Origin of the sequence: Sphingobium sp. Leaf26, from assembly GCF_001421665.1 — a bacterium.
Classification (GTDB): Bacteria; Pseudomonadota; Alphaproteobacteria; order Sphingomonadales; family Sphingomonadaceae; genus Sphingobium.
On record NZ_LMKV01000008.1, the window covers coordinates 49,215 to 70,786 of the forward strand.

At 63.7% G+C, this 21,572-nt stretch carries 20 protein-coding genes and 1 pseudogene; 14 read left to right on the plus strand and 7 right to left on the minus strand.

Translation table 11 applies throughout. From position 1 onward, the window contains the following. Positions 1-18: 18 nt before the first annotated feature. The 5 genes from ASE85_RS08220 to ASE85_RS08240 all read left to right on the plus strand — a co-directional run bounded on the left by ASE85_RS08220 (position 19) and on the right by ASE85_RS08240 (position 5,089). Complete coding sequence (locus ASE85_RS08220) at positions 19-300, plus strand: hypothetical protein (RefSeq protein WP_056686444.1); 282 nt, start codon at positions 19-21, stop codon at positions 298-300. Beyond that, positions 297-1,034 carry a tRNA (guanosine(37)-N1)-methyltransferase TrmD gene (gene trmD, locus ASE85_RS08225; protein ID WP_056686449.1) on the plus strand — a complete coding sequence of 246 codons (738 nt, stop codon included), beginning with the start codon at positions 297-299 and terminating at the stop codon, positions 1,032-1,034. The genes ASE85_RS08220 and trmD overlap by 4 nt, the downstream gene beginning before the upstream one ends. 6 nt (positions 1,035-1,040) lie before the next feature. Next, positions 1,041-1,406 (plus strand): 50S ribosomal protein L19, encoded by a 366-nt coding sequence (gene rplS / locus ASE85_RS08230; RefSeq protein WP_056686454.1) that lies wholly within the window; start codon positions 1,041-1,043, stop codon positions 1,404-1,406. 357 nt (positions 1,407-1,763) lie between these two features. Beyond that, positions 1,764-4,502, plus strand: a complete 2,739-nt coding sequence (locus ASE85_RS08235; RefSeq protein WP_056686457.1) for a TonB-dependent receptor plug domain-containing protein — start codon at positions 1,764-1,766, stop codon at positions 4,500-4,502. Between the two features lie 71 nt (positions 4,503-4,573). Continuing rightward, on the plus strand, positions 4,574-5,089 hold the full coding sequence (locus tag ASE85_RS08240) for a GNAT family N-acetyltransferase (protein WP_056686461.1): 516 nt from the start codon (positions 4,574-4,576) through the stop codon (positions 5,087-5,089). Here the strand turns inward: ASE85_RS08240 and ASE85_RS08245 are convergent. Together ASE85_RS08245 and ASE85_RS08250 are read right to left on the minus strand one after the other, a co-directional pair. Next, positions 5,082-6,365, minus strand: a complete 1,284-nt coding sequence (locus ASE85_RS08245) for an MFS transporter (RefSeq protein ID WP_056686463.1) — start codon at positions 6,363-6,365, stop codon at positions 5,082-5,084. The two genes, ASE85_RS08240 and ASE85_RS08245, sit on opposite strands and share 8 nt — an antisense overlap. 108 nt (positions 6,366-6,473) lie before the next feature. Continuing rightward, the gene (locus ASE85_RS08250) at positions 6,474-7,274 is read right to left on the minus strand and encodes a TrmH family RNA methyltransferase (protein ID WP_056686507.1); all 801 of its coding nucleotides are present in this window, start codon (positions 7,272-7,274) and stop codon (positions 6,474-6,476) included. A gap of 130 nt (positions 7,275-7,404) precedes the next feature. Here ASE85_RS08250 and ASE85_RS08255 point away from each other — a divergent pair, with 130 nt between their 5' ends. Next, a complete protein-coding gene (locus ASE85_RS08255) occupies positions 7,405-8,502 on the plus strand; it encodes an AI-2E family transporter (RefSeq protein ID WP_056686510.1) in 1,098 nt (365 codons plus the stop codon). 303 nt (positions 8,503-8,805) lie between these two features. On the opposite strand, the gene ASE85_RS08260 is transcribed toward ASE85_RS08255, so the two are convergent. Then, entirely contained in the window at positions 8,806-9,690 is an 885-nt protein-coding gene (locus ASE85_RS08260; protein WP_056686466.1) for a LysR family transcriptional regulator, read from the minus strand. 88 nt (positions 9,691-9,778) lie between these two features. Here ASE85_RS08260 and ASE85_RS08265 point away from each other — a divergent pair, with 88 nt between their 5' ends. From ASE85_RS08265 to ASE85_RS08300, 8 genes are all read left to right on the plus strand, one after another. Continuing rightward, entirely contained in the window at positions 9,779-10,489 is a 711-nt protein-coding gene (locus ASE85_RS08265; RefSeq protein ID WP_056686469.1) for a CoA transferase subunit A, read from the plus strand. Continuing rightward, positions 10,489-11,361: an HAD family acid phosphatase gene (locus tag ASE85_RS08270; RefSeq protein ID WP_056686472.1), complete on the plus strand. Its 873-nt coding sequence runs from the start codon at positions 10,489-10,491 to the stop codon at positions 11,359-11,361. The genes ASE85_RS08265 and ASE85_RS08270 overlap by 1 nt, the downstream gene beginning before the upstream one ends. A gap of 1 nt (position 11,362) precedes the next feature. Then, positions 11,363-11,998 (plus strand): CoA transferase subunit B, encoded by a 636-nt coding sequence (locus ASE85_RS08275; RefSeq protein WP_056686475.1) that lies wholly within the window; start codon positions 11,363-11,365, stop codon positions 11,996-11,998. Between the two features lie 9 nt (positions 11,999-12,007). Beyond that, positions 12,008-12,448 (plus strand): HIT family protein, encoded by a 441-nt coding sequence (locus ASE85_RS08280; protein WP_056686478.1) that lies wholly within the window; start codon positions 12,008-12,010, stop codon positions 12,446-12,448. Positions 12,449-12,497: 49 nt separating this feature from the next. Continuing rightward, positions 12,498-13,793, plus strand: coding sequence for a glycosyltransferase family 4 protein (locus ASE85_RS08285; protein WP_056686481.1), 1,296 nt, complete (start codon positions 12,498-12,500; stop codon positions 13,791-13,793). Positions 13,794-13,930: 137 nt separating this feature from the next. Then, the gene (locus tag ASE85_RS08290) at positions 13,931-15,559 is read left to right on the plus strand and encodes a capsular polysaccharide export protein, LipB/KpsS family (RefSeq protein WP_056686513.1); all 1,629 of its coding nucleotides are present in this window, start codon (positions 13,931-13,933) and stop codon (positions 15,557-15,559) included. Continuing rightward, positions 15,552-16,835 carry a capsule biosynthesis protein gene (locus ASE85_RS08295; protein ID WP_056686483.1) on the plus strand — a complete coding sequence of 428 codons (1,284 nt, stop codon included), beginning with the start codon at positions 15,552-15,554 and terminating at the stop codon, positions 16,833-16,835. The genes ASE85_RS08290 and ASE85_RS08295 overlap by 8 nt, the downstream gene beginning before the upstream one ends. A gap of 156 nt (positions 16,836-16,991) precedes the next feature. Beyond that, positions 16,992-18,068, plus strand: a complete 1,077-nt coding sequence (locus ASE85_RS08300; RefSeq protein ID WP_056686485.1) for a mannose-1-phosphate guanylyltransferase/mannose-6-phosphate isomerase — start codon at positions 16,992-16,994, stop codon at positions 18,066-18,068. 116 nt (positions 18,069-18,184) lie between these two features. Here ASE85_RS08300 and ASE85_RS08305 read toward each other — a convergent pair whose 3' ends face one another. The 4 genes and pseudogenes from ASE85_RS08305 to ASE85_RS24305 form a co-directional block, all read right to left on the minus strand. Then, positions 18,185-19,354 (minus strand): polysaccharide biosynthesis/export family protein, encoded by a 1,170-nt coding sequence (locus ASE85_RS08305; protein WP_056686489.1) that lies wholly within the window; start codon positions 19,352-19,354, stop codon positions 18,185-18,187. Positions 19,355-19,476: 122 nt separating this feature from the next. Then, the gene (locus ASE85_RS08310) at positions 19,477-20,373 is read right to left on the minus strand and encodes an NAD-dependent epimerase/dehydratase family protein (protein WP_056686491.1); all 897 of its coding nucleotides are present in this window, start codon (positions 20,371-20,373) and stop codon (positions 19,477-19,479) included. 10 nt (positions 20,374-20,383) lie between these two features. After that, the gene (gene gmd, locus ASE85_RS08315) at positions 20,384-21,418 is read right to left on the minus strand and encodes a GDP-mannose 4,6-dehydratase (RefSeq protein WP_056686494.1); all 1,035 of its coding nucleotides are present in this window, start codon (positions 21,416-21,418) and stop codon (positions 20,384-20,386) included. 58 nt (positions 21,419-21,476) lie between these two features. Then, positions 21,477-21,572: pseudogene (locus tag ASE85_RS24305) on the minus strand (UDP binding domain-containing protein); the annotation flags it as partial.

Genomic DNA, 21,572 nt, shown 5'->3' on the forward strand with positions numbered 1-21,572 from the left:
ATCGCCTAAGCGCGCTGCATGCCCATCGGTCCGCAACTTGCGCTAGGCGCTTATCTGCTGTTCCTGCTGGCGTCGGGGTGGCGGCTCTGGGCCGTTGGCTGGACGCTGCGCATCAAGATGCTGGCGGGGTTGGCGCTGGTCCTGCCGATGCCGCTGCTCTTCATCATTCCGGGATTGAGGCGGCAGGATGACTGGTCGGGAATGCTGATCCAGTTGGGCCTGACTTTGCTGCTGTGCGGCCTGCTCTGCCTGGTGGGTGGCTTTTCCGCAGCGCGGCTGCGGTCGCGGCGGCGCAAATGAGTTTCGCGGCGCAGATATTGACGCTTTACCCCGACATGTTTCCGGGGCCGCTGGGCGCGTCATTGGCCGGGCGGGCGCTGGCGGACGGCAAATGGACCTGCGATCCCATCCATATCCGCGATTTCGCCGCCGATCGCCACCGCACCGTGGACGATACCCCTGCGGGCGGTGGCGCGGGCATGGTGTTGCGCGCGGACATAGTCGCGCAGGCGGTCGATCATGCGCTGGACAAGCGGCCCGACCTGCCGGTGCTGGCCATGACGCCGCGTGGGAAGCCCATCACGCAAGCGCGGGTGCGGGCGCTGGCGCAGGGGCCGGGCGCGACGATCCTGTGCGGCCGGTTCGAGGGGTTTGACGAGCGTATCTTCGACGCCCGGCCGATCGAGCAGGTCAGCATGGGCGATATCATATTATCAGGCGGAGAAATGGCGGCCTTGCTGCTGCTCGATGCTTGTGTTCGGCTGCTTCCCGGTGTAATGGGCGCGGCTTCCAGCGGAGTCGAGGAGTCCTTTGAAACGGGGTTGCTCGAATATCCGCACTATACCCGCCCGGTAGAATGGGAGGGGCGCACGATCCCGCAAGTGTTGCGATCGGGGGATCATGCGAAGATCGCCGCCTGGCGGAAACAACAGGCGGAGGATGATACACGGCTAAGGCGGCCGGACCTTTGGGAACGTCACATCGGCGTTCGGGTCCAGTCGCCCTCTGGTGCGCAACGAACGACCAAGGACTGAGTTGACATGAACATCATCCAGCAGATCGAGGCGGAAAACATCGCCGCCCTCGGCAAGGACATCCCCGAATTCCGCCCCGGCGACACGCTGCGCGTCGGCGTGAAGGTCATCGAAGGCGAGCGTAGCCGCGTTCAGAACTATGAAGGCGTATGCATCGCCCGTTCGAACAAGGGCATGGGTTCCAACTTCACCGTGCGCAAGATCAGCTTCGGCGAAGGCGTGGAGCGCGTATTCCCGCTCTATTCGCCCAACCTCGATTCGATCACCGTGGTCCGCCGTGGCGTCGTGCGTCGTGCGAAGCTTTACTATCTGCGCGGCCGCACCGGCAAGCGCGCTCGCATCGCCGAGCGTCGGGATAACCGCGAGGGTTGATAGTGCGACGGTTAACTGCACAAAAGTGAACAGTTAACGACGCTTCTTGACAGTTGTAAAAAAGATACAGGCGGTGACCCCCAGGGTCGCCGCCTTTTTCTTTGTGTTACAAGGATTTGACAAAGCTGGACACTCGTCCTGATTTTGCCTGTGCGCAACGATTTTGCAGCGCAGCGAAAAGGGCCATTTTGTTGATGGTGGATTTATGCCAGCCTTCCGTTTCCAATTGTTACTGATTGTTGTTGCGCTGAAACTTTCAGTTTTGGCTGGGGGATTTTGCGACTTCATGACGTTGAAAATAACATAGGGCGGGGATGACGAAAAAGGCCTCTTAAAAAGAGAAAAAGGGGGCTTTTGATGAAGTATAAGGGTCTGATTTCGCGCAGCGCTATTGCTGTATATCTCTGCTATTCGATACCTGTTCTTGCGCAGGACGCGCCGCCGCAGGCGGCAGCTGCCGAACCGGGCCAGACCATCATCGTGACCGGCACCCGCCGGACCGACCGCACCGTGGCGGAATCGCCCACGCCGATCGACGTCTATTCGGGCGTCGAACTGCAAAAGCAGGGCACGGCGGATATGAACCAGGTGATCCAGAACCTCGTTCCCTCCTTCTCGGTCGCGCGCTACGCCATTGGTGACGGCTCCTCCTTCGTCCGTCCGCCCAACCTGCGCGGCCTGGCGCCCGACCAGACGCTCGTCCTGATCAACGGCAAGCGGATGCACCGTTCCGCGCTGGTCCAGATCGGCGCAAACGCACAGTCCGCCGGCGCCCATTCCGCCGATCTGGCGCAAGTGCCCGCGATCGCGGTCCGCGCGGTCGAAGTGCTGCGCGACGGCGCATCGGCGCAATATGGATCGGACGCGATCGCCGGGGTCATCAACATGACGCTGCGTGACGATACGGACGGCATTTCAGGCTATGCGCGCTACGGCCAATATTATCGCGGCGATGGCGAAGATTATCAGCTTGCCCTGAACGGCGGCTTCAAGCTGGGCGACAGCGGCTTCATCAACATCAGCGGCGAATATGTGAATGCGGGCAAGACCAGCCGTGGCGTGACCCGTGCCGGTGCCGATCTGCTGGCGCAGGAGCAGCCGACCATCGGCGTGCCCAAGCTGGCGCAGCGCTACGGCAATCCGAAGATGGAATCCTACCGCTTCTTCGTCAATGGCGGGTTCGATCTGGGCGATGACGCCAGCGTCTATTTCTTCGGCAATTATGGCCACAGCTTTCAGGAGGAAAGCTTCAACTATCGCCAGTCGCTCGATACGGCGGGGGTCGATATCGAAGGCAACAGCTTCGGCAGGAATGGTATCTTCAACGATTATTTCACCGACTTCGACAATACGCGGCCGGGCATCCAGACCGGCGCTGCGGGCGGCAATGTCTATGCGCCCAATTCGTTTGAAGTGAATGGCGCTTTCGCACGAGAAGGGTCCGTGGTTCGGGACTATACCAAGGTTTCAAACTGCTCCGACCCGCTGGTCCAGAATTGGAGCTGCGTCTATCCCGGCGGCTTCACGCCGATCTTCTTCGGCAAGATCGACGATGTGTCCGGCACGGTGGGCTATAAGGGCAAATTGGGTTTTGGCCTGAACTACGACATTTCAGGCAGCTATGGCCAGTCGACGCTGCGTTATACGATGAACGGCACGATGAACCCGTCGCTGGGCATTACGTCGCCGAACGAGTTCTATCTGGGCAAGCTGGAGCAGCGCGAAACGCTGGTCAATGCAGACTTCAGCTATCCGTGGGAAGTCGGTTTCGCCAGCCCGGTCACCATCGCCTTTGGCGGCCAGTATTTCCGGGAATCCTACGAACTGGGGCTGGGCGATCAAGCATCCTACGCCATCGGTTCCTACACCGGCAATCTGGTGTTCCACCAAGACGGCACACCGGTATATTCTGGCTTCGATGAAAATGGCGATCCGGTCCAGCTATCTGTGAACCTGCCCGTCGGCGCCAACGGCTTCCCCGGCTACAGCCCTGCCATTGCAGGCGAAAGCGCGCGCAATTCCAAGGGATTATATATCGATATCGAAGGGGACGTCACCGAACAGCTCTCCTTTGGTATCGCTGGCCGTTACGAGCATCTGTCCGACTTCGGCAACTCCACCACCGGCAAATTCTCGGCCCGTTATGCCGTGGTGCCCGACATCGTCGCCCTGCGCGGCACGGTGGCGACGGGGTTCCGCGCGCCGACGCCGGGTCAGGTCAACAGCAGCAGCATCGCGACCGGCTTCAACCCCGGCAATCCCAACGCGATCGAATCGATGACGTTGCCGGTCACCAGTCCGGTCGCGGCCTTCCTGGGCGCGACGCCATTGAAGCCTGAAGAGTCGGTCAGCTTCTCGCTCGGCACCGTGTTCACGCCCGCACCGGGTTTCACGCTGTCGGTCGACTATTACAACATCAAGGTGAAGGACCGGATCGGGACGTCCGGCACGTTTGAAATCAAGGACAGTGATCGTCCGACGCTCCAGTCGCTGGGGTTGGCCAACTATGCGACGGTCAATGAAGTGCAGTTCCTGACCAATGCCTTCGACACCCGGACGCAGGGTGTCGATGTGGTCGGCAGCTACCGCTTCGCCACCGACAATATGGGCAGTTTCAACACCACGCTGGCGTTCAATTATAACAAGACGAAGGTGACGAAGTGGGACCCCGATATCGTTTCGGCGACCCGTATTCAGCAGTTGGAAAAGACGTTGCCCAAGACGCGCGTCATCCTGACCGAAAACTGGAATAACGGCCCCTTCTCCGTGCTCGCACGCATGAACTGGTATGGCAAATACACCCAGTCGGATGACGGGACCGGTCTGAACAACGCAACCTATGTCCAGCAGACGTTCGGCAGCGAGTTCGTGTTCGACTTTGAAACCAGCTATGAAGTGAACGACAATTTCACGCTCAGCGTCGGGGTGCAGAACCTGTTCAGCAACTATCCCGATAAATATGACAACCGGGCCGGTGGCCTTGGTCCGGTCTATGGCTCGACCGGTGGTCGCTTCACGGGCGATATCTATCCCGACGTGTCGCCCTTCGGCTTCAACGGCGGCTTCTGGTACGGCAAGGTCGGCTTCAAATTCTGATCCCTGCATAACAGCGACGACGAGCGGCCGGTCCCTTGCAGGATCGGCCGTTTTCGTTGCAGGACATAGCCATGCCCCTGACTCATCGCCTTGCCATCCCAGCCGACGAACCGCGGCTGTCCGCGCTGATGACCAGCGCCATCGAACATCTGCAATCCGCCTGGCTGACGCCCGATCAGATCGCCGCCAGCCATGCCTTCATGGGGCTGGACAGCCGGTTGATCGCAGATGGCACCTATTTCGTTATCGAGGATGGCGATGCCATCGCCGGCTGTGGCGGGTGGAGCCGGCGGGCGACGGCCTATGGCGGCAACCATAGCGCGGGGCGGGATGACCGGCTGCTCGACCCCGCCACCGACGCGGCGAAGGTGCGGGCGATGTATACCCACCCCGATCATGTGCGGAAGGGCGTGGGGACGCTGATCCTGTCGCTGTGCGAGGCGGCGGCGAAGGCGGAGGGGTTCGCCGCGCTGGAACTGTCCGGCACGATGGCCGGGGTGCCGCTCTATCGCAGCTTCGGCTTTGAGGGCGTGCGCGAATTTGAGGACAGCGGCGTGCCGATGCTGCTGATGCGCAAGCCTATCTGACCGGGGCGGCGCGGCTGGTGAACCAGAGGCCGCCCAGGCTGATGACCGCCGCCGCCGACATGTAGAGGCCGACCAGCCCGACGCCCTGCATCCCGATCAGCCAGGTGGCGACGATTGGGGCAAGCGCGCCGCCGATGATGCCGCCGAGGTTGAAGGCGAAGGATGCGCCGGTGTAGCGCAACTGTATCGGGAAGAGAGCGGGGAGATAGGCGCCGAGCGGGCCGTAGATGAAGCCCATGACGAACAGGGCAAGGCTGAGCGCGACGAAGATCGGCAGCAGCGCGCCGGTGCCGATCAGCGGGCCGAAGACGAGGCCCATCGCCACGGTGCCGACGCAACCCCAGGCAAGCGCGGTCGTGGGGGTGGTGCGGTCCGACCACCAGCCGGCTAGTATGATGCTGAGCGCCATGAACAGGATTGCGCCGAGTTGGATGGCGAGGAAGATTTCCCGGTCGATTTTGAGCGCGGTGGTGCCGTAGCCGAGCGCGAAGGCGGTGGCGATATAATAGACCGCAAAGCAGGCGGCGCAGGCGAATGTGCCGGCGATCGCTGCGCCGAGGTGTGAAGAAAGCAGGGTGGCGAGCGGGACGGCGGGTGGCGGCGTTTCCTTCTGTGCGGCGGTGAACTCCGGCGTTTCGGTGAGTTTGAGGCGCACCCAGAGGCCCAGGATCACCAGCACCGCGCTGCCGATGAAGGGGAGGCGCCAGCCCCAGGCGAAGAAGTCGGCGTCGGTCAGGAAGGCGCCGAGCAACAGAAACAGGCCGTTGGCGGCGATGAAGCCGACCGGCGCGCCGAGTTGTGGGAACATGCCAAAGCGGGCGCGCCATCCGGGCGGCGCGTTTTCCACCGCCAGCAGCGCCGCGCCACCCCATTCGCCGCCCAGGCCGAAGCCCTGACCGAAGCGCAGCAGGCACAGGATCAGCGGCGCCCAATAACCGATCATCTGATAGGTCGGCAGAAAGCCGATCAGCAGGGTGCAGCCGCCCATCAGCATGAGCGAGGCGACCAGCGTCGCCTTTCGCCCGATACGGTCGCCATAATGGCCGAAGACCGCCGCGCCGACCGGGCGGGCGAAGAAGGCCAGGGCGAGGCTGCCGTAGGAGGCCATCAACTGTGCGCTGGGCGAGGAAGAGGGGAAGAAGAGCGAGGGAAAGATCAGACTGGCGGCGGTGGCGTAGATGTAGAAGTCATAAAATTCGACCGCCGTGCCGATCAGACTGGCGGACAGGACACGCTTGTGCCGCCACATTTCACCGATGCCGCTCGTCTGTGTCATTTTTTCTGCCCCCTCACGTGCGTCGTCGCTCGATATGTTCCCCGGCGAAGGCCGGGGTCCAGTCCCCGCGTCGGCCCTGGACCCCGGCCTTCGCCGGGGAACGCGCTATTATTCGCGCTGCCTCTTCTGGTTCAGCAATTCATAGGCCATGACTGCCGTGGCTACGGCGGCGTTCAGGCTGTCGGCCTTGCCCAGCATCGGCATCTTCACCAACTGGTCGCATTCCGCCTCATAGGATTCGGGCAGGCCCTGCGCTTCGTTGCCGACCAGCAGGAAGCTGGGGCTGGCGTAGCGCGGTTCCTGATAATCCTGTGTGGCTTTGAGGCTGGTGCCGATCAGTTCGCCCGGCCCTTCGCGCAGCCAGTGCATGAATTCGCCCCAGCGTGCCTGAGTGATGGACTGGGTGAAGAGCGCCCCCATGGAGGCGCGGACCGATTCGACCGAGAAGGGATCGACGCAATCGTCGATCAGGATGAGGCCGCCCGCGCCCACGGCGTCGCCGGTGCGCAATATGGTGCCGAGGTTGCCGGGGTCGCGCAGCGACTGGGCGACGATCCAGATGTCAGCGGTGCTGCGGTCCAGCCTGGCCAGTGGGGTCAGCCGGTCGCGATAGACGCCGACCACCGCCTGCGCATTATCCTTGCCGCTGATCTTGGACAGGATGTCGGGCGTGGTTTCGATGACGTCGCCGCCAGCCGCCTCAATCGCGTCGATCAGGTCCAGCGCCAGCGGATGCGTCGATCCGGCATGGAACAGCATTTCGGGCAGCACGCCCTCCTCGCGCGCTTCGGTGAGGATGCGCAGCCCTTCCGCCAGAAACAGCCCCTCCGCCTTGCGATGCTTCTTTTCCCGCAAGGATCGGACGCGCTTCACCAGCGGGTTTGAAAATCCGGTGATTTCGCGTGCCACGGTGGTTGTCGGTCCCAAAAGAGCGAAGGAAGCGGCCTCCTTACCCATGGAACGGTAAAAAGGACAGGGGGCAGCTTATGTTCATCGTTCGGTGATGGATTTGCGCCGCATATTTTGCGAAGGGACGGGCATGGATGACAAAACGCCCCCGCCGCTGAACGTCACGCCCAAGATCGAGGATGGCTTCTTCCTTGCTGTCGTGCTGACCGTGTCGATCGCCTTTGCCATGGTGATCGAACCTTTCTTCGCCGCTGTGCTGTGGGGTGTGATCGCTGCGATCGTGTTCGCGCCGCTCAATCGGCAGATTTTGTCGGCCATTCCCAAACATCCCAATGGTGCGGCGCTCATCACCTTGCTGCTGATCCTGGGCGTGGTGATCGTTCCGGCCTTCGTACTGAGTGCGGCCCTGTTGCAGGAAGCGGCCTATTTCTACGCCAAGATCCAGTCGGGCGAGATCAATTTCGTGCGGGTTTTTTCCGATACGATCGCGGCGCTGCCGGACTGGCTGCGCCCCTATGTCCGGCGCCTTGGCCTCACCAATTTCTATGCCGCGCAGGAGATGGTGACGAAGGGCGTGACCAGCAGTTTCCGCACGCTGGCGACGCAGGCGTTCCAGATCGGGCAGAGTGCGTTCAGCTTCCTGGTGGCGCTGGGCGTGATGTTGTACCTCACCTATTTCCTGCTGCGCGACGGAGAGGCGCTGTCGCAGCGGATCGCCGCCGCCGCGCCGCTGCGGGCCAGCCAGCGGACGGCGCTGATCGAACAGTTCGTCATCGTCATCCGCGCCACGATCAAGGGCAGCATCGTCGTCGCCATCGTGCAGGGGCTGATCGGCGGCGTCGTGTTCTGGGGGCTGGGGATACAGGGCGCGTTGTTGTGGGGCGTGCTGATGGGCGCATTTTCGCTGTTGCCGGCGGTGGGGACGGCGATCGTCTGGGCACCCGTCGCCATCTATCTCTTCGCGACCGGGTCGATCTGGCAGGGCGCGGTGCTGGTCGCCTGCGGCGTGCTGGTGATCGGCATGGTCGACAATGTGCTGCGCCCGATCCTGGTCGGGCGCGACACGCGGATTCCCGACTATGTCGTGCTGATCTCCACGCTGGGCGGGCTGGAACTGTTCGGGTTCAGCGGCATCGTGATCGGCCCGGTGATCGCGGCCTTGTTCATCGCGACCTGGAACATCTTTACCCGGATGCGCGGTGCGGACGAGGCGGCGGTAGCCGGGTAACAGCGACGCGGCAGGCCGAAGTTCACAGTGTCGCAGGGGTTTTTGGGGCTTTTGCGCTCGCGAAGCTTTCCCGAAGCGCGCGCAACGCGCCTCCGGCGCGCGGGCAGGGGCATGCAGGCGCGCCAGTGATGCGACGGTAGCGCGCCAGCGATGCGTCGGGAGAACCGAGGGGTGGAGTGGTTTGGCGTGAGAGAGGCTGCGCTGATTCATTCATCGGGATAGGCCAGAGGAAATCCTACATTGGAAGGGGAAAGCGGCTGGTCGGGTGCGGACCAGAGGCGGATATGTCCCCCATTCCCGCCCCTATGTTTCCCCACGCAATTCCAGTCGGCTGGCGCGGTCGAAAATGGCGAGGACCAGCGGGTCGGCTTCGGCTGCGCGGACGGCGATGTGGAAATCGACCGGCGGCATGGGTGGCGCGCCGGGGACCGGCACCAGCCGGCCATCGGCTACCTGATGCCGGACCATGGGTTCGGGGAAGATGCCGATGCCGCCGCCTTCCAGCACGATGTCGATCATCGTGCGGACATTGTTGCAGAGGTTGAGCGGGCAGTCCGCCAAAGTGGAAACGGCGATCGCTTCCTTCATGATGCGGTAGAGCGGCGAGAGGTTGGAGAGCGACCAGATGGGTGTCTGGGTCGCGTCCATGGCCGCCACTGTCGAGGGTCGGGCCAGCCAGAGCAGGTCGATGCTGCCGATCGGGGCGGTGCGCAGCATCGGATGGGCGATCCGCCCGGCGGCAAAGGCGATGTCGGCATGGCCGGACGCCAGTTGCTGGATCAGATCGACGGTGAGGGCGATGTCGACCTCCAGCGATACTTGCGGCAGGTCGCGGCCCAGTTGCGCGATGAAGCCGGGCAGGCAACTGGCCGCAGCGATTTCGCCCGCGCCGATACGTACGATGCCGGTCGCGCCGGATATGTCGCTGCATCCCATCAATACGCCCTGAAAGCGCGCCCAGAGCGGTTCGCTTTCGCGCACCAGTTCGCGGCCGGCCGGGGTGAGGGCCATCGTGCGCCCATCCCGGCGGAACAGGGCGGTGCCAAGATGGCTTTCCAATTCCCGGACGCGGGCGGAAATGGCGGGCTGGGTGGTGTTCAGGCGTGCCGCCGCCGCCGCGAACGTGCCGAGCCGGGCGATCCAGAGTAGGGTTTCGAGATGGTAGAAGGCGATGCGATTGATAGACATCTCTTATGTTTAGCGGAAAAAACAAATCATTGGTATTGATTGGTCGGCCTGCATAGGGTGACGGCAAATTTCAAAAGGATGGGTGTCGATGGTCAAGAAGCTCTACGCCGATGCGGCTGCTGCGCTGGACGGACTTCTCTTTGACGGGATGCAGATTTGCGCGGGCGGCTTTGGCCTGTGCGGAATCCCCGAACGGCTGATCGACGCGATCCGCGATTCGGGCGTGAAGGATCTGACCATCGCCTCCAACAATGCCGGGATCGACGGCGAGGGGCTGGGCAAGCTGCTGCGCACACGGCAGGTTAAGAAGATGATCTCCTCCTATGTCGGCGAGAACAAGGAGTTCGAGCGGCAGTTTCTGGCGGGCGAACTGGAGGTGGAATTCTGTCCGCAGGGGACGCTGGCGGAACGCTGCCGCGCCGGCGGGGCGGGCATTCCCGGCTTCTACACCAAGACTGGCGTCGGTACGCAGGTGGCAGAGGGCAAGGAAGTGAAGAGCTTCGACGGGCAGGACTATATTCTGGAGCGGGGCATCTTCGCTGATATCGCGATCATCAAGGGTTGGAAGGCTGACGAGAGCGGCAACCTGATTTTTCGCAAGACGGCGCGCAACTTCAACCAGCCGATGGCGACGGCGGCCAAGATCTGCATCGCCGAGGTCGAGGAAGTGGTGCCGACGGGGGCGCTCGATCCCGATGCGATTCACCTGCCCGGCATCTATGTGAAGCGCATGATCGTGGGCGCGCCCTATGACAAGAAGATCGAGTTCCGTACCGTGCGGACGCGGGAAGCGGCCTGATGGCCTTGAAGATGCGCGTGGCGGCGTCGCTGTTGCTGGCTCCGCTTGCCGCCTGCGCGACGACGCAGACTGTGACCGCACCCGTATCGCCGGCCAGTCCGCCGGCGGGGATGCAATATCTCTACGGTTCGGGCGAGGGGGCCGCGATTTCGGTGCAGGCCTGGCATGCGCTGCTGACCTATGTGGCCGCTAAGGTGAAGGCGCGGCCGGCCGACAGCGTCGTGCTGGCGGAGGGGGGGACGCTGAGCGCGCCGAAGTTTGCGCCGTGCGGGGACAAGCCCTTCGCGGCCGTGTTCGACGTCGATGAGACAGTGATGCTCAACACCGGCTATGAATATCATGATGCCAAGACCGGCAAGGGGTTCGACGCCGCAGCCTGGGACAAGTGGGAGAAGACTGGCGAGGGCGCGGTCGGGCCGGTGCCGGGCGCGGATCATGTGTTGGGCGCGCTGCGCAAGCTGGGCGTGACGGTGATCTTCAACACCAACCGGTCGGCCGCCAATGCCGATGCGACCGCACGCGCCATCAAGGCGGCCGGGCTGGGCGAGGCGGTGCATGGCCAGACGCTGTATCTGAGCGGCGACGATGCCATGGGATCGCGCAAGGACGGCCGGCGCTGGACGATCGCCATCAAATATTGCGTAATCGCTTTGGGCGGCGATCAACTGGGCGACTTTTCCGACCTGTTCAATGCCGGCCAATCCGTGCCCGACCGTCGCGCCGCGACAATGCGACTGCCGATCGCGGGGCTTTGGGGCAATGGCTGGTTCGTGATGCCTAACCCCGTCTATGGCAGTGGCCTCAAGGGCGGGTTCGACGATATATTTCCGATGGACAAAAGGTGGGCGCCGCCCGCCGAAGGGGAGAAGTAAGATGCCCTGGACTCGTGACGAGATGGCCGCGCGCGCGGCGAAGGAATTGCAGGACGGTTTCTATGTGAATCTGGGCATTGGCATCCCGACGCTGGTGGCGAACCATATTCCCGATGGCGTGGAAGTGACGCTCCAGTCGGAAAACGGCATGTTGGGCATCGGGCCTTTCCCGTTCGAGGGCGAGGAAGACGCCGACCTGATCAACGCGGGGAAGCAGACGATCAGCGAATTGCCGCAGACCGCCTATTTCTCCAGCGCCGACAGCTTCGCCATGATACGTGGCGGGCATATCGACCTGACCGTGCTGGGCGCGATGGAGGTGGCGGAGAATGGCGATATCGCCAACTGGATGATCCCCGGCAAGATGATCAAGGGCATGGGCGGCGCGATGGATCTGGTCGCGGGCGTCAAGAAGATCATTGTCGTGATGGAGCATACGTCCAAGAATGGCGATCCTAAGTTCATCCCGGCCTGCACCCTGCCGCTGACCGGCAAGAATGTGGTCGACATGATCGTCACCGACCTGTGCGTATTCCAGCGTCCTGACCACGATAGTCCGTTCAAACTGGTCGAACTGGCGCCGGGCGTGACGGGGGAGGAAGTCGCTGCTAAGACGACCGCTCATTATAGCAGCTAAGGGCAATCCATGAGCCTCGACGGCATTTATGACGACGGCAATATCTTTGCCCTGATCCTTCAGGGCAAGATCCCGTCGATGAAGCTCTATGAGGATGACACGACCTTCGCCTTCCTCGACATCATGCCGCAGACCAAGGGGCATGCGCTGGTCATTTCCAAATGGTCGAAAGCGCGCAACCTGCTGGAGATCGAGGATGAGGCGCTGGGCCAGGTGATGGCGACCACGAAGAAGGTCGCCAGCGCCATCCGCAAGGCGCTGAACCCCGACGGCATCCAGATCGCCCAGTATAACGGCGCGCCGGCCGGGCAGACGATATTTCACCTGCATGTCCATATCCTGCCGCGCTGGGAGGGCGATCCCAAGGGCTTCGCCGGGCATGGCGAAGGCGGACAGGCGGACCCGGCGGCTTTGCAGGCCCTGGCCGAAGAGATTCGCGCGCAATTCTGATGCAGGTCTTTCCCGCCGTGTGGCAGCGATCATCTAAGGGCGCCTGCTGATGGTATTGCGTCCCTTCAACGCGCCCGGCGCGCGTCTGGCCCTGCGATCCAAACGGGCCAGCCAGTTGTTTCAGGGGCATCGCGGCGAGAGCGAGGTCATCCTCGATATTTCGCGGCTACTGTCCCGATCCTTCCACCCCGCGCCCACCGGAATCGACCGCGTCGAATATGTCTATGCCCGCGAATTGCTGGAGCGGATGCCCGACCGGCTGGCCTTTTCGGCGGTGCATCCGGCCGGCGGCTATTATGGCCGGCTGGACAATGCCGCGGTGCGCCAGTTCCTGGCCTTCACCGCCGCCAAATGGCGCAATGCCGGATCAACGGGCGGAAGCGATGGCAAGGCGGCGGTGGTCCGCCATATGTTCGCAACCCGGCCGCGTCCGGTGCCGCGTGCACACGGGCCGCGCGTCTATTTGCAGGTGTCGCCGCACCATCTGGACGATCATGCCCAGGTCGGCGCGATCCTGCGGGCGGAAGGAGCGAAGTTCATCACTCTGGTCCATGACGTGATCCCGCTCAGCCATCCCGAATATGCGCGGCCGCAAGGTGCGGACGAGCATCGGCGCCGGGTGCGTACGATCGACAGTTTCGCCAGCGGCATCATCGGCAACAGCCAGGCGACGATCGATGCGCTGGGTCCGCATATGCGGCATGGTCTGACTGGGCGCGCCATCCGGGTCGCGCATTTCGGCGCCGATGCGCCGGATATCTTCGGCGCGAAGGCGAACGACCTGCCGGAGCGACCCTATTTCGTCTATATCTCCACCATCGAACCGCGCAAAAACCATCTGCTGCTGCTCAATGTCTGGCGGCGGCTGGTCGAGCGGCTGGGCGATGCGGCACCGGTGCTGGTGCTGATCGGTCGGCGTGGCTGGGAAAATGAGAATGTCATCGACATGCTGGAGCGGGCCGAGGCGCTGCGCGGCCATGTGATCGAGGCGGGCGAGGTATCGGATAATCGCATGCAGGCGCTGGTCGCCCACGCGCGCGGGATGCTGATGCCGTCCTTCGCGGAAGGATTCGGCATGCCGGTGGTCGAAGCGCTGGCCGCCGGCGTGCCGGTTATTTGCAGCGACATCGTCGCCCATCGGGAAGTCGGTGGCGAAGCGCCCGATTATCTCGATCCGCTCGACGGGCTGGGCTGGATGCGGGCGATCGAGGCCTATAGCCAGCCGGATGCGCCCGAACGTGCGGCGCAGATCGCGCGGCTGGTCGATTGGCGGGCACCGACCTGGCGTGACTATTTCGACATCATCACCGACCTGGTCGAAGAAGTAACAGCCTCTGTTCCTTGACCTTCTCCGACTGTGCCCGCATGGTCGGAGCGAGGCATGGAAGGACAAGGCATGGCTCGTATCCGGGCATCATGGAACAAGATGGCTGGCGCGTGGCGCGATCGGACGCGGATGGCGCGGAGGCTTGCCGCGCGCTGATGATGGCCGTGCCGTTTCTGCGATCACCGCCCTTCGCCGGCGTTGCGCCCGCGACCGCCGCTGTCAGCGCGCCGGCCGAGGAGGGCGCGTGCGCACCGTCGATATCGGACGAGGTGCTGGGCCTGCTGGCGGAAGCGCGGGTCGGTGGCGATTATTGGGGCCATCGCCAGCAGGGGCTGGTGCTGGTCGTGCGGGCGGGCGTGCCGGTAGACGGCTCAGCGATGGCCGGGCTGGTGCCGGAACAGATCGGGATTGTCGGTGCATCGACGTCAGGGATCGAGGGTCGCCAACTGCCGGACGGTTGCGATCCGTGGGCGCTGGTGGTGCAGGCGCGGGCGGTGCATGCGGCGCCGGAGGATGAACTGGCGCTGATCGCGGGCCTGCTGGCGGTCCCGGTGATCGACGCGGATGGCCGGAGGGTCGATCCCGCGTTGCTGCGAGCAGGGCTGAAGGCGCGGCTGGCCGCCGCCCGTTATCGCGACTGTTTTACCGGCGCGCCTGTGGATGTGACGCAGGTCATCGCGCAGTTGGCCGACTGGCGGCGGCATCTGGATGGCAATCGCGGCATTTCTGCGGCCAGCGGCATGGCCTTCTGGAAGCGGGAGGCAATCGGCCATTTCCTGTGGGACGGGTTGCGCAAGCCGCCTTTCCTGTCGGCGCCGCGCGGCCTGCGCCGGGCGCGCCGGGAAGGTGGTGCGCTGGCGGTCTGGCCATCGCGCGTGCCGCCCGGAACGGCGGCGGAGGCCGCGGCGGCGGGAGTGGGAATCGCGCAGGTCGAGGACGGTTTTCTTCGGTCGCGCGGGCTGGGCGCGGCCTTGCATCCGCCCGGATCCGTCGTGGTGGACCGGACCGGCATCTATTATGACGCGCGCAAGGCGAATGATCTGGAAACGCTGCTGGCGACCCATAATTTCCCGCCTGCACTGGTTGGGCGCGCGGCGCGGTTGCGGGCGCGGGTCTGCGCGGCGGGCGTCACCAAATATGGGCCGCAGGCGGGCGAGATGATCGGCCTGCCCGCCGGGCGCCGCACGATATTGGCGGTGGGGCAGGTGGAGGACGACCTGTCCGTGCGATTCGGCGGGGCCGGGGTCAGCGGCAATCTGGACTTTCTGACGCGGGTGCGGCGCGCCGAGCCGGACGCCTGGATCGTCTATCGCCCGCATCCCGATGTGCAGGCCGGCCATCGCAAGGGGCATCTGCCCGATGCGACGGTGCTGGCCCATGCCGATGCGATCGACACCGGCGCGCCGCTGATGCAGCTGGTCCAGACGGTAGATGAAGTGCATGTCCTGTCGTCGCTGACCGGGTTCGAGGCGCTGATGCGTGGCTGCGCCGTCGCCGTGCATGGCATGCCTTTCTATGCCGGCTGGGGGTTGACCCGTGACTTCGCCGAGGTGACTGGTCGACGCGGGCGTCAACTGAGCGTGGATCAGCTTGTGGCGGCGGCACTCATTCTCTATCCTCGCTATATCGATCCGGTTACGCGGTTGCCGTGCGGTCCCGAAGTGATGGTGGATCGCATGGCAAATGGATCGACGCCGCCGGTGACATGGCTCATCCGGCTGCGGATGTTACAGGGGAAGTTGCGCCGATTTATGACCTTGTTTGCCGAGTTCCTGCATGGTTGAGACCGCCGCGAAAACCTTCCTGTTCCTGCAAGGGCCGCATGGTCCCTATTTCGCCATGCTGGCGCAGGCGTTGCGTGATCGGGGGCATCGCGCCCTGCGGATCAACATCAACGGCGGCGACAAGATCGACTGGCCGGGCGATGCCACGGACTATCGGGGCACGTTCCGCAACTGGCCGCTCTTCTTTGACGATTTCGTCGTCAATCACGGGGTCACCGACCTCATCCTCTATGGCGATTGCCGTCCCTATCATGCGTCGGCCCATGGCATGGCACGTCTGCGCGACCTGCGTGTCCATGTCGTGGAGGAAGGCTATATCCGGCCCGATTTCATGACGTTGCAGGATGATGGCGTGAACGGCAATTCGACCCTGCCGCTCGACCCGCGCTGGTATATGGATCAGGCGCGCAGCCTGCCGCCGCAGCCAACGGACCTGCCGCCGGTACCCTCCACCTTTCGCGCCCGCGCGCGCAACACCATGCGCAACGGCCTTTCCTCCGCGCTGATGCGGCCCTATTTCCCCTTCTACAACACCCATAGGCCGCACAGCTTCCTGATGGAATCCGTCGCCTGGTGCTGGAAGCTGGTGATGCGCCAGAGCCATGAGCGGCGGTCGCGCGCGGAATGGGAGGCGGTCAAGGACAAGCCCTATTTCACGCTGCCGTTGCAGCTCAATTCCGACTATCAGATCCGCATCCATTCGCCCTTCGGCAACATGCGCGCGGCATTGCGTTTCGTCATCAAGAGCTTCGCCCAGCATGCGCCGGCCGGCGTGTCTCTGGTGGTGAAGCGCCATCCGCTCGATCCGGGGCTGGTCGGATGGGACCGGCTGACCCACCGCCTCGCCAGCCATTATGGCGTGGCCGACCGGGTTGTCTATCTGTCCGACTGGGACATTGCCGAGGTGGTGGACAAGTCGCTGGGCGTCGTGACCGTGAACAGCACGGTCGGCACGCTGGCGCTCAACAGCGGCAAGCCGGTCGTGGTGCTGGGCCATTCGGTCTACAAGATACCTGGCGTCGTCTATCGCGGGAGCCTGGACGAATTCTGGGCGGCGCCGGCCGCGCCGGACATGAAACTCTATGCCGCTTTCCGCAGCGTGCTGATCGACCGCTGCCTGATCCGGGGCGGTCTTCTCAGCGAGGAAGGGTTGCAGATGCTGGTCGACAATGCGGTGGAGCGGCTGGTGCGCGATCCGGCGACCCTGCTCTCGATGCCCCATGATGGCCGGCGCCGGCGCCGGGCGATCAATATCATCCATGGCGACGCGGCCTGAAAATCGGCAAGCTGCAAAGACTTTATGGCTTGTTCAGATAATCATGGCATAGCGGTGGTGACGGAAGAGGCCGGCCTGTTGCGTCACCGACTATGATCGGCATGCGGCCATGGGATCGCAATGCCGGCCTGTTCTGTATTTCTGGAGTGTGTTTCCATGCGTATCTATCCCGCCATTCTTGTCGGCGGATCGGGGACACGATTGTGGCCCCTGTCGCGTGGTGACCGGCCGAAGCAATTTTTGAGCCTGGTGTCGGAACAGTCGATGCTGGAAGACACGATCGCGCGCGTGGCGGGGCGTCCCGACTTCGCGCCGCCGATCTTCATTTCGGGCGAGCAGCACGGGCCTTTGCTGACGCGGATGCTGGCTACGCTGGCGATCGATGCGTCGGCCATCCTGCTGGAGCCGGAGGGGCGCAATACCGCCGCTGCCATAGCCATGGCCGCGCACTGGATCGCCGACCGGGGCGAGCCTGCGCTGATGCTGGTGATGCCGTCGGATCATGTCATCGCCGATCCCGACCTGTTCCTGGCAAAGGTCGAGCAGGCAGTCGAGGCAGCGCGAGCCGGCAATCTGGTGACATTCGGCGTGCAGCCGGACCATCCCGCGACCGGCTATGGCTATATCGAGAGCGGCGATGCGCTGGATGGCACGCCGGGCATTCATCATGTCCGGGAATTTGTCGAAAAGCCGCCTTTGGCCGTCGCCGAGCGCTATCTGGCGGACGGGCGGCATAGCTGGAATGCAGGCATCTTCCTGTTCACCCCGGATGCTTTCCTGAGCGAACTGGCGCGCCACGCGCCGGATGTCGCGGGGCCGATCGAGGTGGCGATGGCTGCCGTGGAATCGCAGGATGGGCTGTCACGGCCGAACCGGACCGGCTTTCTGGCCAGCGCGAATATCTCGATCGACTGCGCCGTCATGGAAAAGACCGATCGCGCCGTCGTGGTGCCGGTGGACATCGGCTGGTCCGACGTCGGATCATGGGATGCGCTGTGGACCGCGCGCAGCAAGGATGCCGATGGCAATGCGGTACGGGGCGACGTGTCCACGATTGATTGCGACGGCAACCTGATCCTGGTGGACGGCGGCCCGCCGGTTGCGGCGCTGGGCATGACCGACTGCGTCATCATCTCGACAGCGGAAGGCGTGCTGGTCATGCCGCGTCGCCGCTCCCCCGACATGAAGTCGCTGCATGACGCCCATATCAGTCGGGCGGCCGTGCTGTCCTGACCCCGCGTGGCCGGGCCGGTTGTTGGCGATCGGGTCACAGAGGGATTGCGTGAAACCCAGGGACCGCCCGGTCCCTGGGTTTGTTTCGAGATGGGACGGGAGCGCCTGTTTTCCGATCAGTTCCTGGACAGAGCGTTGTCGACGGACACGACCGGGATGATCGTGGAGGCCATGATCCCGACGAACCGCTGGAATTCGGATATCGGGCTGTTGGCGACATAGATCACGTCCTTGTCGCGGATCTGGAACCGCTGCATCGTGAAATAGGTGCTGGGATTCTTCATGTCGACGCGGAAGATGACCGGCACCTTGCCCTCCGCATTGACGATTGTCTCGGCTGTGCGGTTTGGGAACAGAGCGGCATCCTCCCAGCGGAAGATGAACACGCCCTTGGGGTCGGCGGACAGCAAGCCACCAGCCCGGCCCATCGCCTGCGACAAGGTGAGACCGGTCGATTCGAACGGCACCTCCGCATTCTGCTTCACCGCACCCAGCGTCGTGAAGCTGAACGGCTGGAACAGCGCGGTGACGACATCGCCGGGGCGCAAGATGATATTCTGTCGCGGGTCACGGATCACGCTTTGCAGCGGCATCATCACGCTTTGCCCGTTGCGGGTGAGCTGAACCGTGATCTTGTCGGCTAGCTGACGGGTGCCGCCTGATGCGGCGATGCCGTCCAATATGGTTTCACCTTTCGCGGTCAGCGGCATGCGGACGCTGGCAGTGACTTCACCCACGACCGTAGCCGTGGACGCGGCGTTCTGCGCCAGGCGCGCCGTAACCTGCGGCAGATGCGCCTTGTTGCGCAGCCGGGCGGCAATATCCTGTTCGATTTGCGTCAGGGTGCGACCGGCGGCCTGTATCGACCCGGCGAAGGGGACGGAGATCATGCCGGAATCACCGACCAGGAAGTCGGGCAGGGGCGTGCCCTGGCTGCCGGTGACGGTGCCGGGTACGGTGACGCCGCCGAACAAAACGGCCGGCGGCGCTTCCCAGATAGCGATCTGAAGCGTGTCGCCCTTGCCGATGAACTGGCCGATCGGGACGGACTGGCCAAAGCTGGTCGCGAAATCGGGCGCTGGTTGAACCGAGGTCAGATAGGGTGAATTGCCGTCTTCGAGATTGATCACCTCTATGCCGCGAATGGAGGATTTTTCCGGCGCGTTCAGGATACGTTGCCGGCCGGGGCCGACAGACGTGCAGGCCGAGGTAAGCATCAGCAAAGCGAGCAGGGCGGCGGCATGGCGGCGCGGGCGCTTCGTCTCTTGTTGGATCAGGCGATTCATGCGGTCTTCCAATGTTCAGGGCCGTCGGCGAGAGGGCCGGACTGCCGTCGCCTATCCACTATAGGCCATGGCGGGTTGCAAGCTTAATATGAGTGCTGGCCTGGACTGGTCTGCTTTTGCGATCAGCCGTTCAGCATCCATTCCAGCGTCTGGGCAATGGGGATGGTGCGGAGCGGGCCAATCGTCCGCTCCAGCTTTCCGGCATCGCCGCAGAGCGAGGCGGGTTCGTCCGGGCGGACGAAGGCCGGATTGGTCGAGGGTTCGAATCGGTGGCCTGCCAGTTCGCCGACCATGTCGAGCAGCGCGCGCAGGGCGACCGGCCGGCCCGAACAGATGTTGAAGACATCGCCATGGCTGGCCGAGGTGGCGAGCAACCGCTGATAGGCGTCCACCACCATGCGGACATCCGAAAAATCGCGGGCGACGTCGAGATTGCCGAGTTCGATCCGGGTGACGCCGCGCCGCGCATGATCGACGATCTTGGGGATCAGGAATTCGGCCGGCTGGCCAAGGCCGGTATAGTTGAAAGGGCGCACGAGGATGATCGGCAACTGGTCGGTGAACAGGTTGCAGACGATTTCCGTCGCGGCCTTCGTTGCGCCATAATCGTTGAACGGGGCGGCGGCCATATCCTCGGTCAGGCGTCCGCCGCGATTGCCGTAGATGTTGGCGCTGCTGGCAACCAGCACGGCGTCGGGTCGCCGGGGGAGAGCGGCCAGCGCACCCAGCAGATAGCGGGTGCCCATGACGTTGGTCCGATACATTTCCGCCAGATCGCCATGAGGGGCGAAGGATATGGCGGCCAGATGCACGACCTGATCGGGCGCCACGGCCTGGACCAGACGGGACAGGGCAGCCTGGTCGGTAATGTCCAGCCGATGGATCGCCTGCGCCGACGGGATCGGCCGGCTTTCGCCTTCATGCACGAGCGCATGGACTTCATGGCCGTCCGCGGCCATCGCGTCGGCCAGATGGCGACCGGTAAAGCCGCCGCATCCGGTTATCAGCAGCTTGCCCATCGCCCCGCCGTCAGAAGCTGACGCCGGCCTGGTTGCGCCGGATATCCGCCTGGACCATCATGTCGCACAAGGTTTCCAGCGATGTTTCAGGGCGCCAGCCGAGGCGGGAATGGGCATGGCTGGCATCGCCGACCAGATGATCGACCTCTGCCGGGCGATAGAAGCGCGGGTCGATTCGCATCACCGTCTTGCCGCTTTGACTGTCGATGGCGATTTCAGCCTCATCCGCGCCGGAAAACTCGATGCCGATACCGGCGGACTTGAAGGCAAGTCGCAGGAAGGTGCGCACGGTTTCCGTGCGGCCGGTCGCCAGCACATAATTGTCCGGCTCGCCGGCCTGGAGCATGCGCCACATGCCCTCGACATATTCCTGCGCATAGCCCCAGTCGCGGGCGGCGTCGATATTGCCCAGCGACAGGCAATCCAACTGGCCCAGCGCGATTCGCGCGACGGCGTCGCTGATCTTGCGGGTCACGAATTCGCGGCCGCGCAGCGGGCTTTCATGGTTGAACAGGATGCCGCTGCACGCGAACAAGCCATAGCTTTCGCGATAGTTGATCGTGCTCCAATGCGCGAACAGCTTGGATACGCCATAAGGGCTGCGTGGATAGAAGGGCGTCTGCTCGGTCTGCGGCACGGTCTGCACCTTGCCGAACATTTCCGACGTGCTGGCCTGGTAGAAGCGAATCGCGGGATTCACGATCCGGATCGCTTCAAGCAGATTGAGCGCACCGATACCGGTGATGGAGGCCGTTGCGATCGGCTGTTCGAAGGAGACGCCGACGAAGCTTTGTGCGGCCAGATTATAGACTTCGGTCGCTTCGGATTGCTGGAGCAGGCGGATGGAGGCCGACAGGTCGGTGACATCATATTCCACCAGATGGAGCCGGGGATCATTGGCGATCCCCAGTTCCTCTATCCGCCAGAAATTGACGGAGCTGGTGCGGCGATAGGCGCCATAGACCTCATACCCCTTGTCGAGAAGGGTCTGGGCCAGATAGGCGCCATCCTGCCCGGTGATACCGGTGATGATGGCGCTGGTCATGCGCAAAGCCCCGGACGAGCGGAAGGGGAAGGACGCATCATCTGACCCGGTCGCACGCTCAATCGGCCTTTCCGCCGACGCGGGAGATGGAGAAGCCAGCGGCCTGCGCCTCATCGACGGGATAGATGTTGCGCAGGTCGACGAGCGCCTTGCC

What these genes read in the sequence shown, in the direction of transcription:
- ASE85_RS08220 (WP_056686444.1), top strand. Translation starts at nt 19, where the DNA reads ATGCCCATCGGTCCGCAACTTGCGCTAGGCGCTTATCTGCTGTTCCTG.
- trmD (WP_056686449.1), top strand. Translation starts at nt 297, where the DNA reads ATGAGTTTCGCGGCGCAGATATTGACGCTTTACCCCGACATGTTTCCG.
- rplS (WP_056686454.1), top strand. Translation starts at nt 1,041, where the DNA reads ATGAACATCATCCAGCAGATCGAGGCGGAAAACATCGCCGCCCTCGGC.
- ASE85_RS08235 (WP_056686457.1), top strand. Translation starts at nt 1,764, where the DNA reads ATGAAGTATAAGGGTCTGATTTCGCGCAGCGCTATTGCTGTATATCTC.
- ASE85_RS08240 (WP_056686461.1), top strand. Translation starts at nt 4,574, where the DNA reads ATGCCCCTGACTCATCGCCTTGCCATCCCAGCCGACGAACCGCGGCTG.
- ASE85_RS08245 (WP_056686463.1), bottom strand. Translation starts at nt 6,365, where the DNA reads ATGACACAGACGAGCGGCATCGGTGAAATGTGGCGGCACAAGCGTGTC.
- ASE85_RS08255 (WP_056686510.1), top strand. Translation starts at nt 7,405, where the DNA reads ATGGATGACAAAACGCCCCCGCCGCTGAACGTCACGCCCAAGATCGAG.
- ASE85_RS08260 (WP_056686466.1), bottom strand. Translation starts at nt 9,690, where the DNA reads ATGTCTATCAATCGCATCGCCTTCTACCATCTCGAAACCCTACTCTGG.
- ASE85_RS08265 (WP_056686469.1), top strand. Translation starts at nt 9,779, where the DNA reads ATGGTCAAGAAGCTCTACGCCGATGCGGCTGCTGCGCTGGACGGACTT.
- ASE85_RS08270 (WP_056686472.1), top strand. Translation starts at nt 10,489, where the DNA reads ATGGCCTTGAAGATGCGCGTGGCGGCGTCGCTGTTGCTGGCTCCGCTT.
- ASE85_RS08275 (WP_056686475.1), top strand. Translation starts at nt 11,363, where the DNA reads ATGCCCTGGACTCGTGACGAGATGGCCGCGCGCGCGGCGAAGGAATTG.
- ASE85_RS08280 (WP_056686478.1), top strand. Translation starts at nt 12,008, where the DNA reads ATGAGCCTCGACGGCATTTATGACGACGGCAATATCTTTGCCCTGATC.
- ASE85_RS08285 (WP_056686481.1), top strand. Translation starts at nt 12,498, where the DNA reads ATGGTATTGCGTCCCTTCAACGCGCCCGGCGCGCGTCTGGCCCTGCGA.
- ASE85_RS08290 (WP_056686513.1), top strand. Translation starts at nt 13,931, where the DNA reads ATGATGGCCGTGCCGTTTCTGCGATCACCGCCCTTCGCCGGCGTTGCG.
- ASE85_RS08295 (WP_056686483.1), top strand. Translation starts at nt 15,552, where the DNA reads ATGGTTGAGACCGCCGCGAAAACCTTCCTGTTCCTGCAAGGGCCGCAT.
- ASE85_RS08300 (WP_056686485.1), top strand. Translation starts at nt 16,992, where the DNA reads ATGCGTATCTATCCCGCCATTCTTGTCGGCGGATCGGGGACACGATTG.
- ASE85_RS08305 (WP_056686489.1), bottom strand. Translation starts at nt 19,354, where the DNA reads ATGAATCGCCTGATCCAACAAGAGACGAAGCGCCCGCGCCGCCATGCC.
- ASE85_RS08310 (WP_056686491.1), bottom strand. Translation starts at nt 20,373, where the DNA reads ATGGGCAAGCTGCTGATAACCGGATGCGGCGGCTTTACCGGTCGCCAT.
- gmd (WP_056686494.1), bottom strand. Translation starts at nt 21,418, where the DNA reads ATGACCAGCGCCATCATCACCGGTATCACCGGGCAGGATGGCGCCTAT.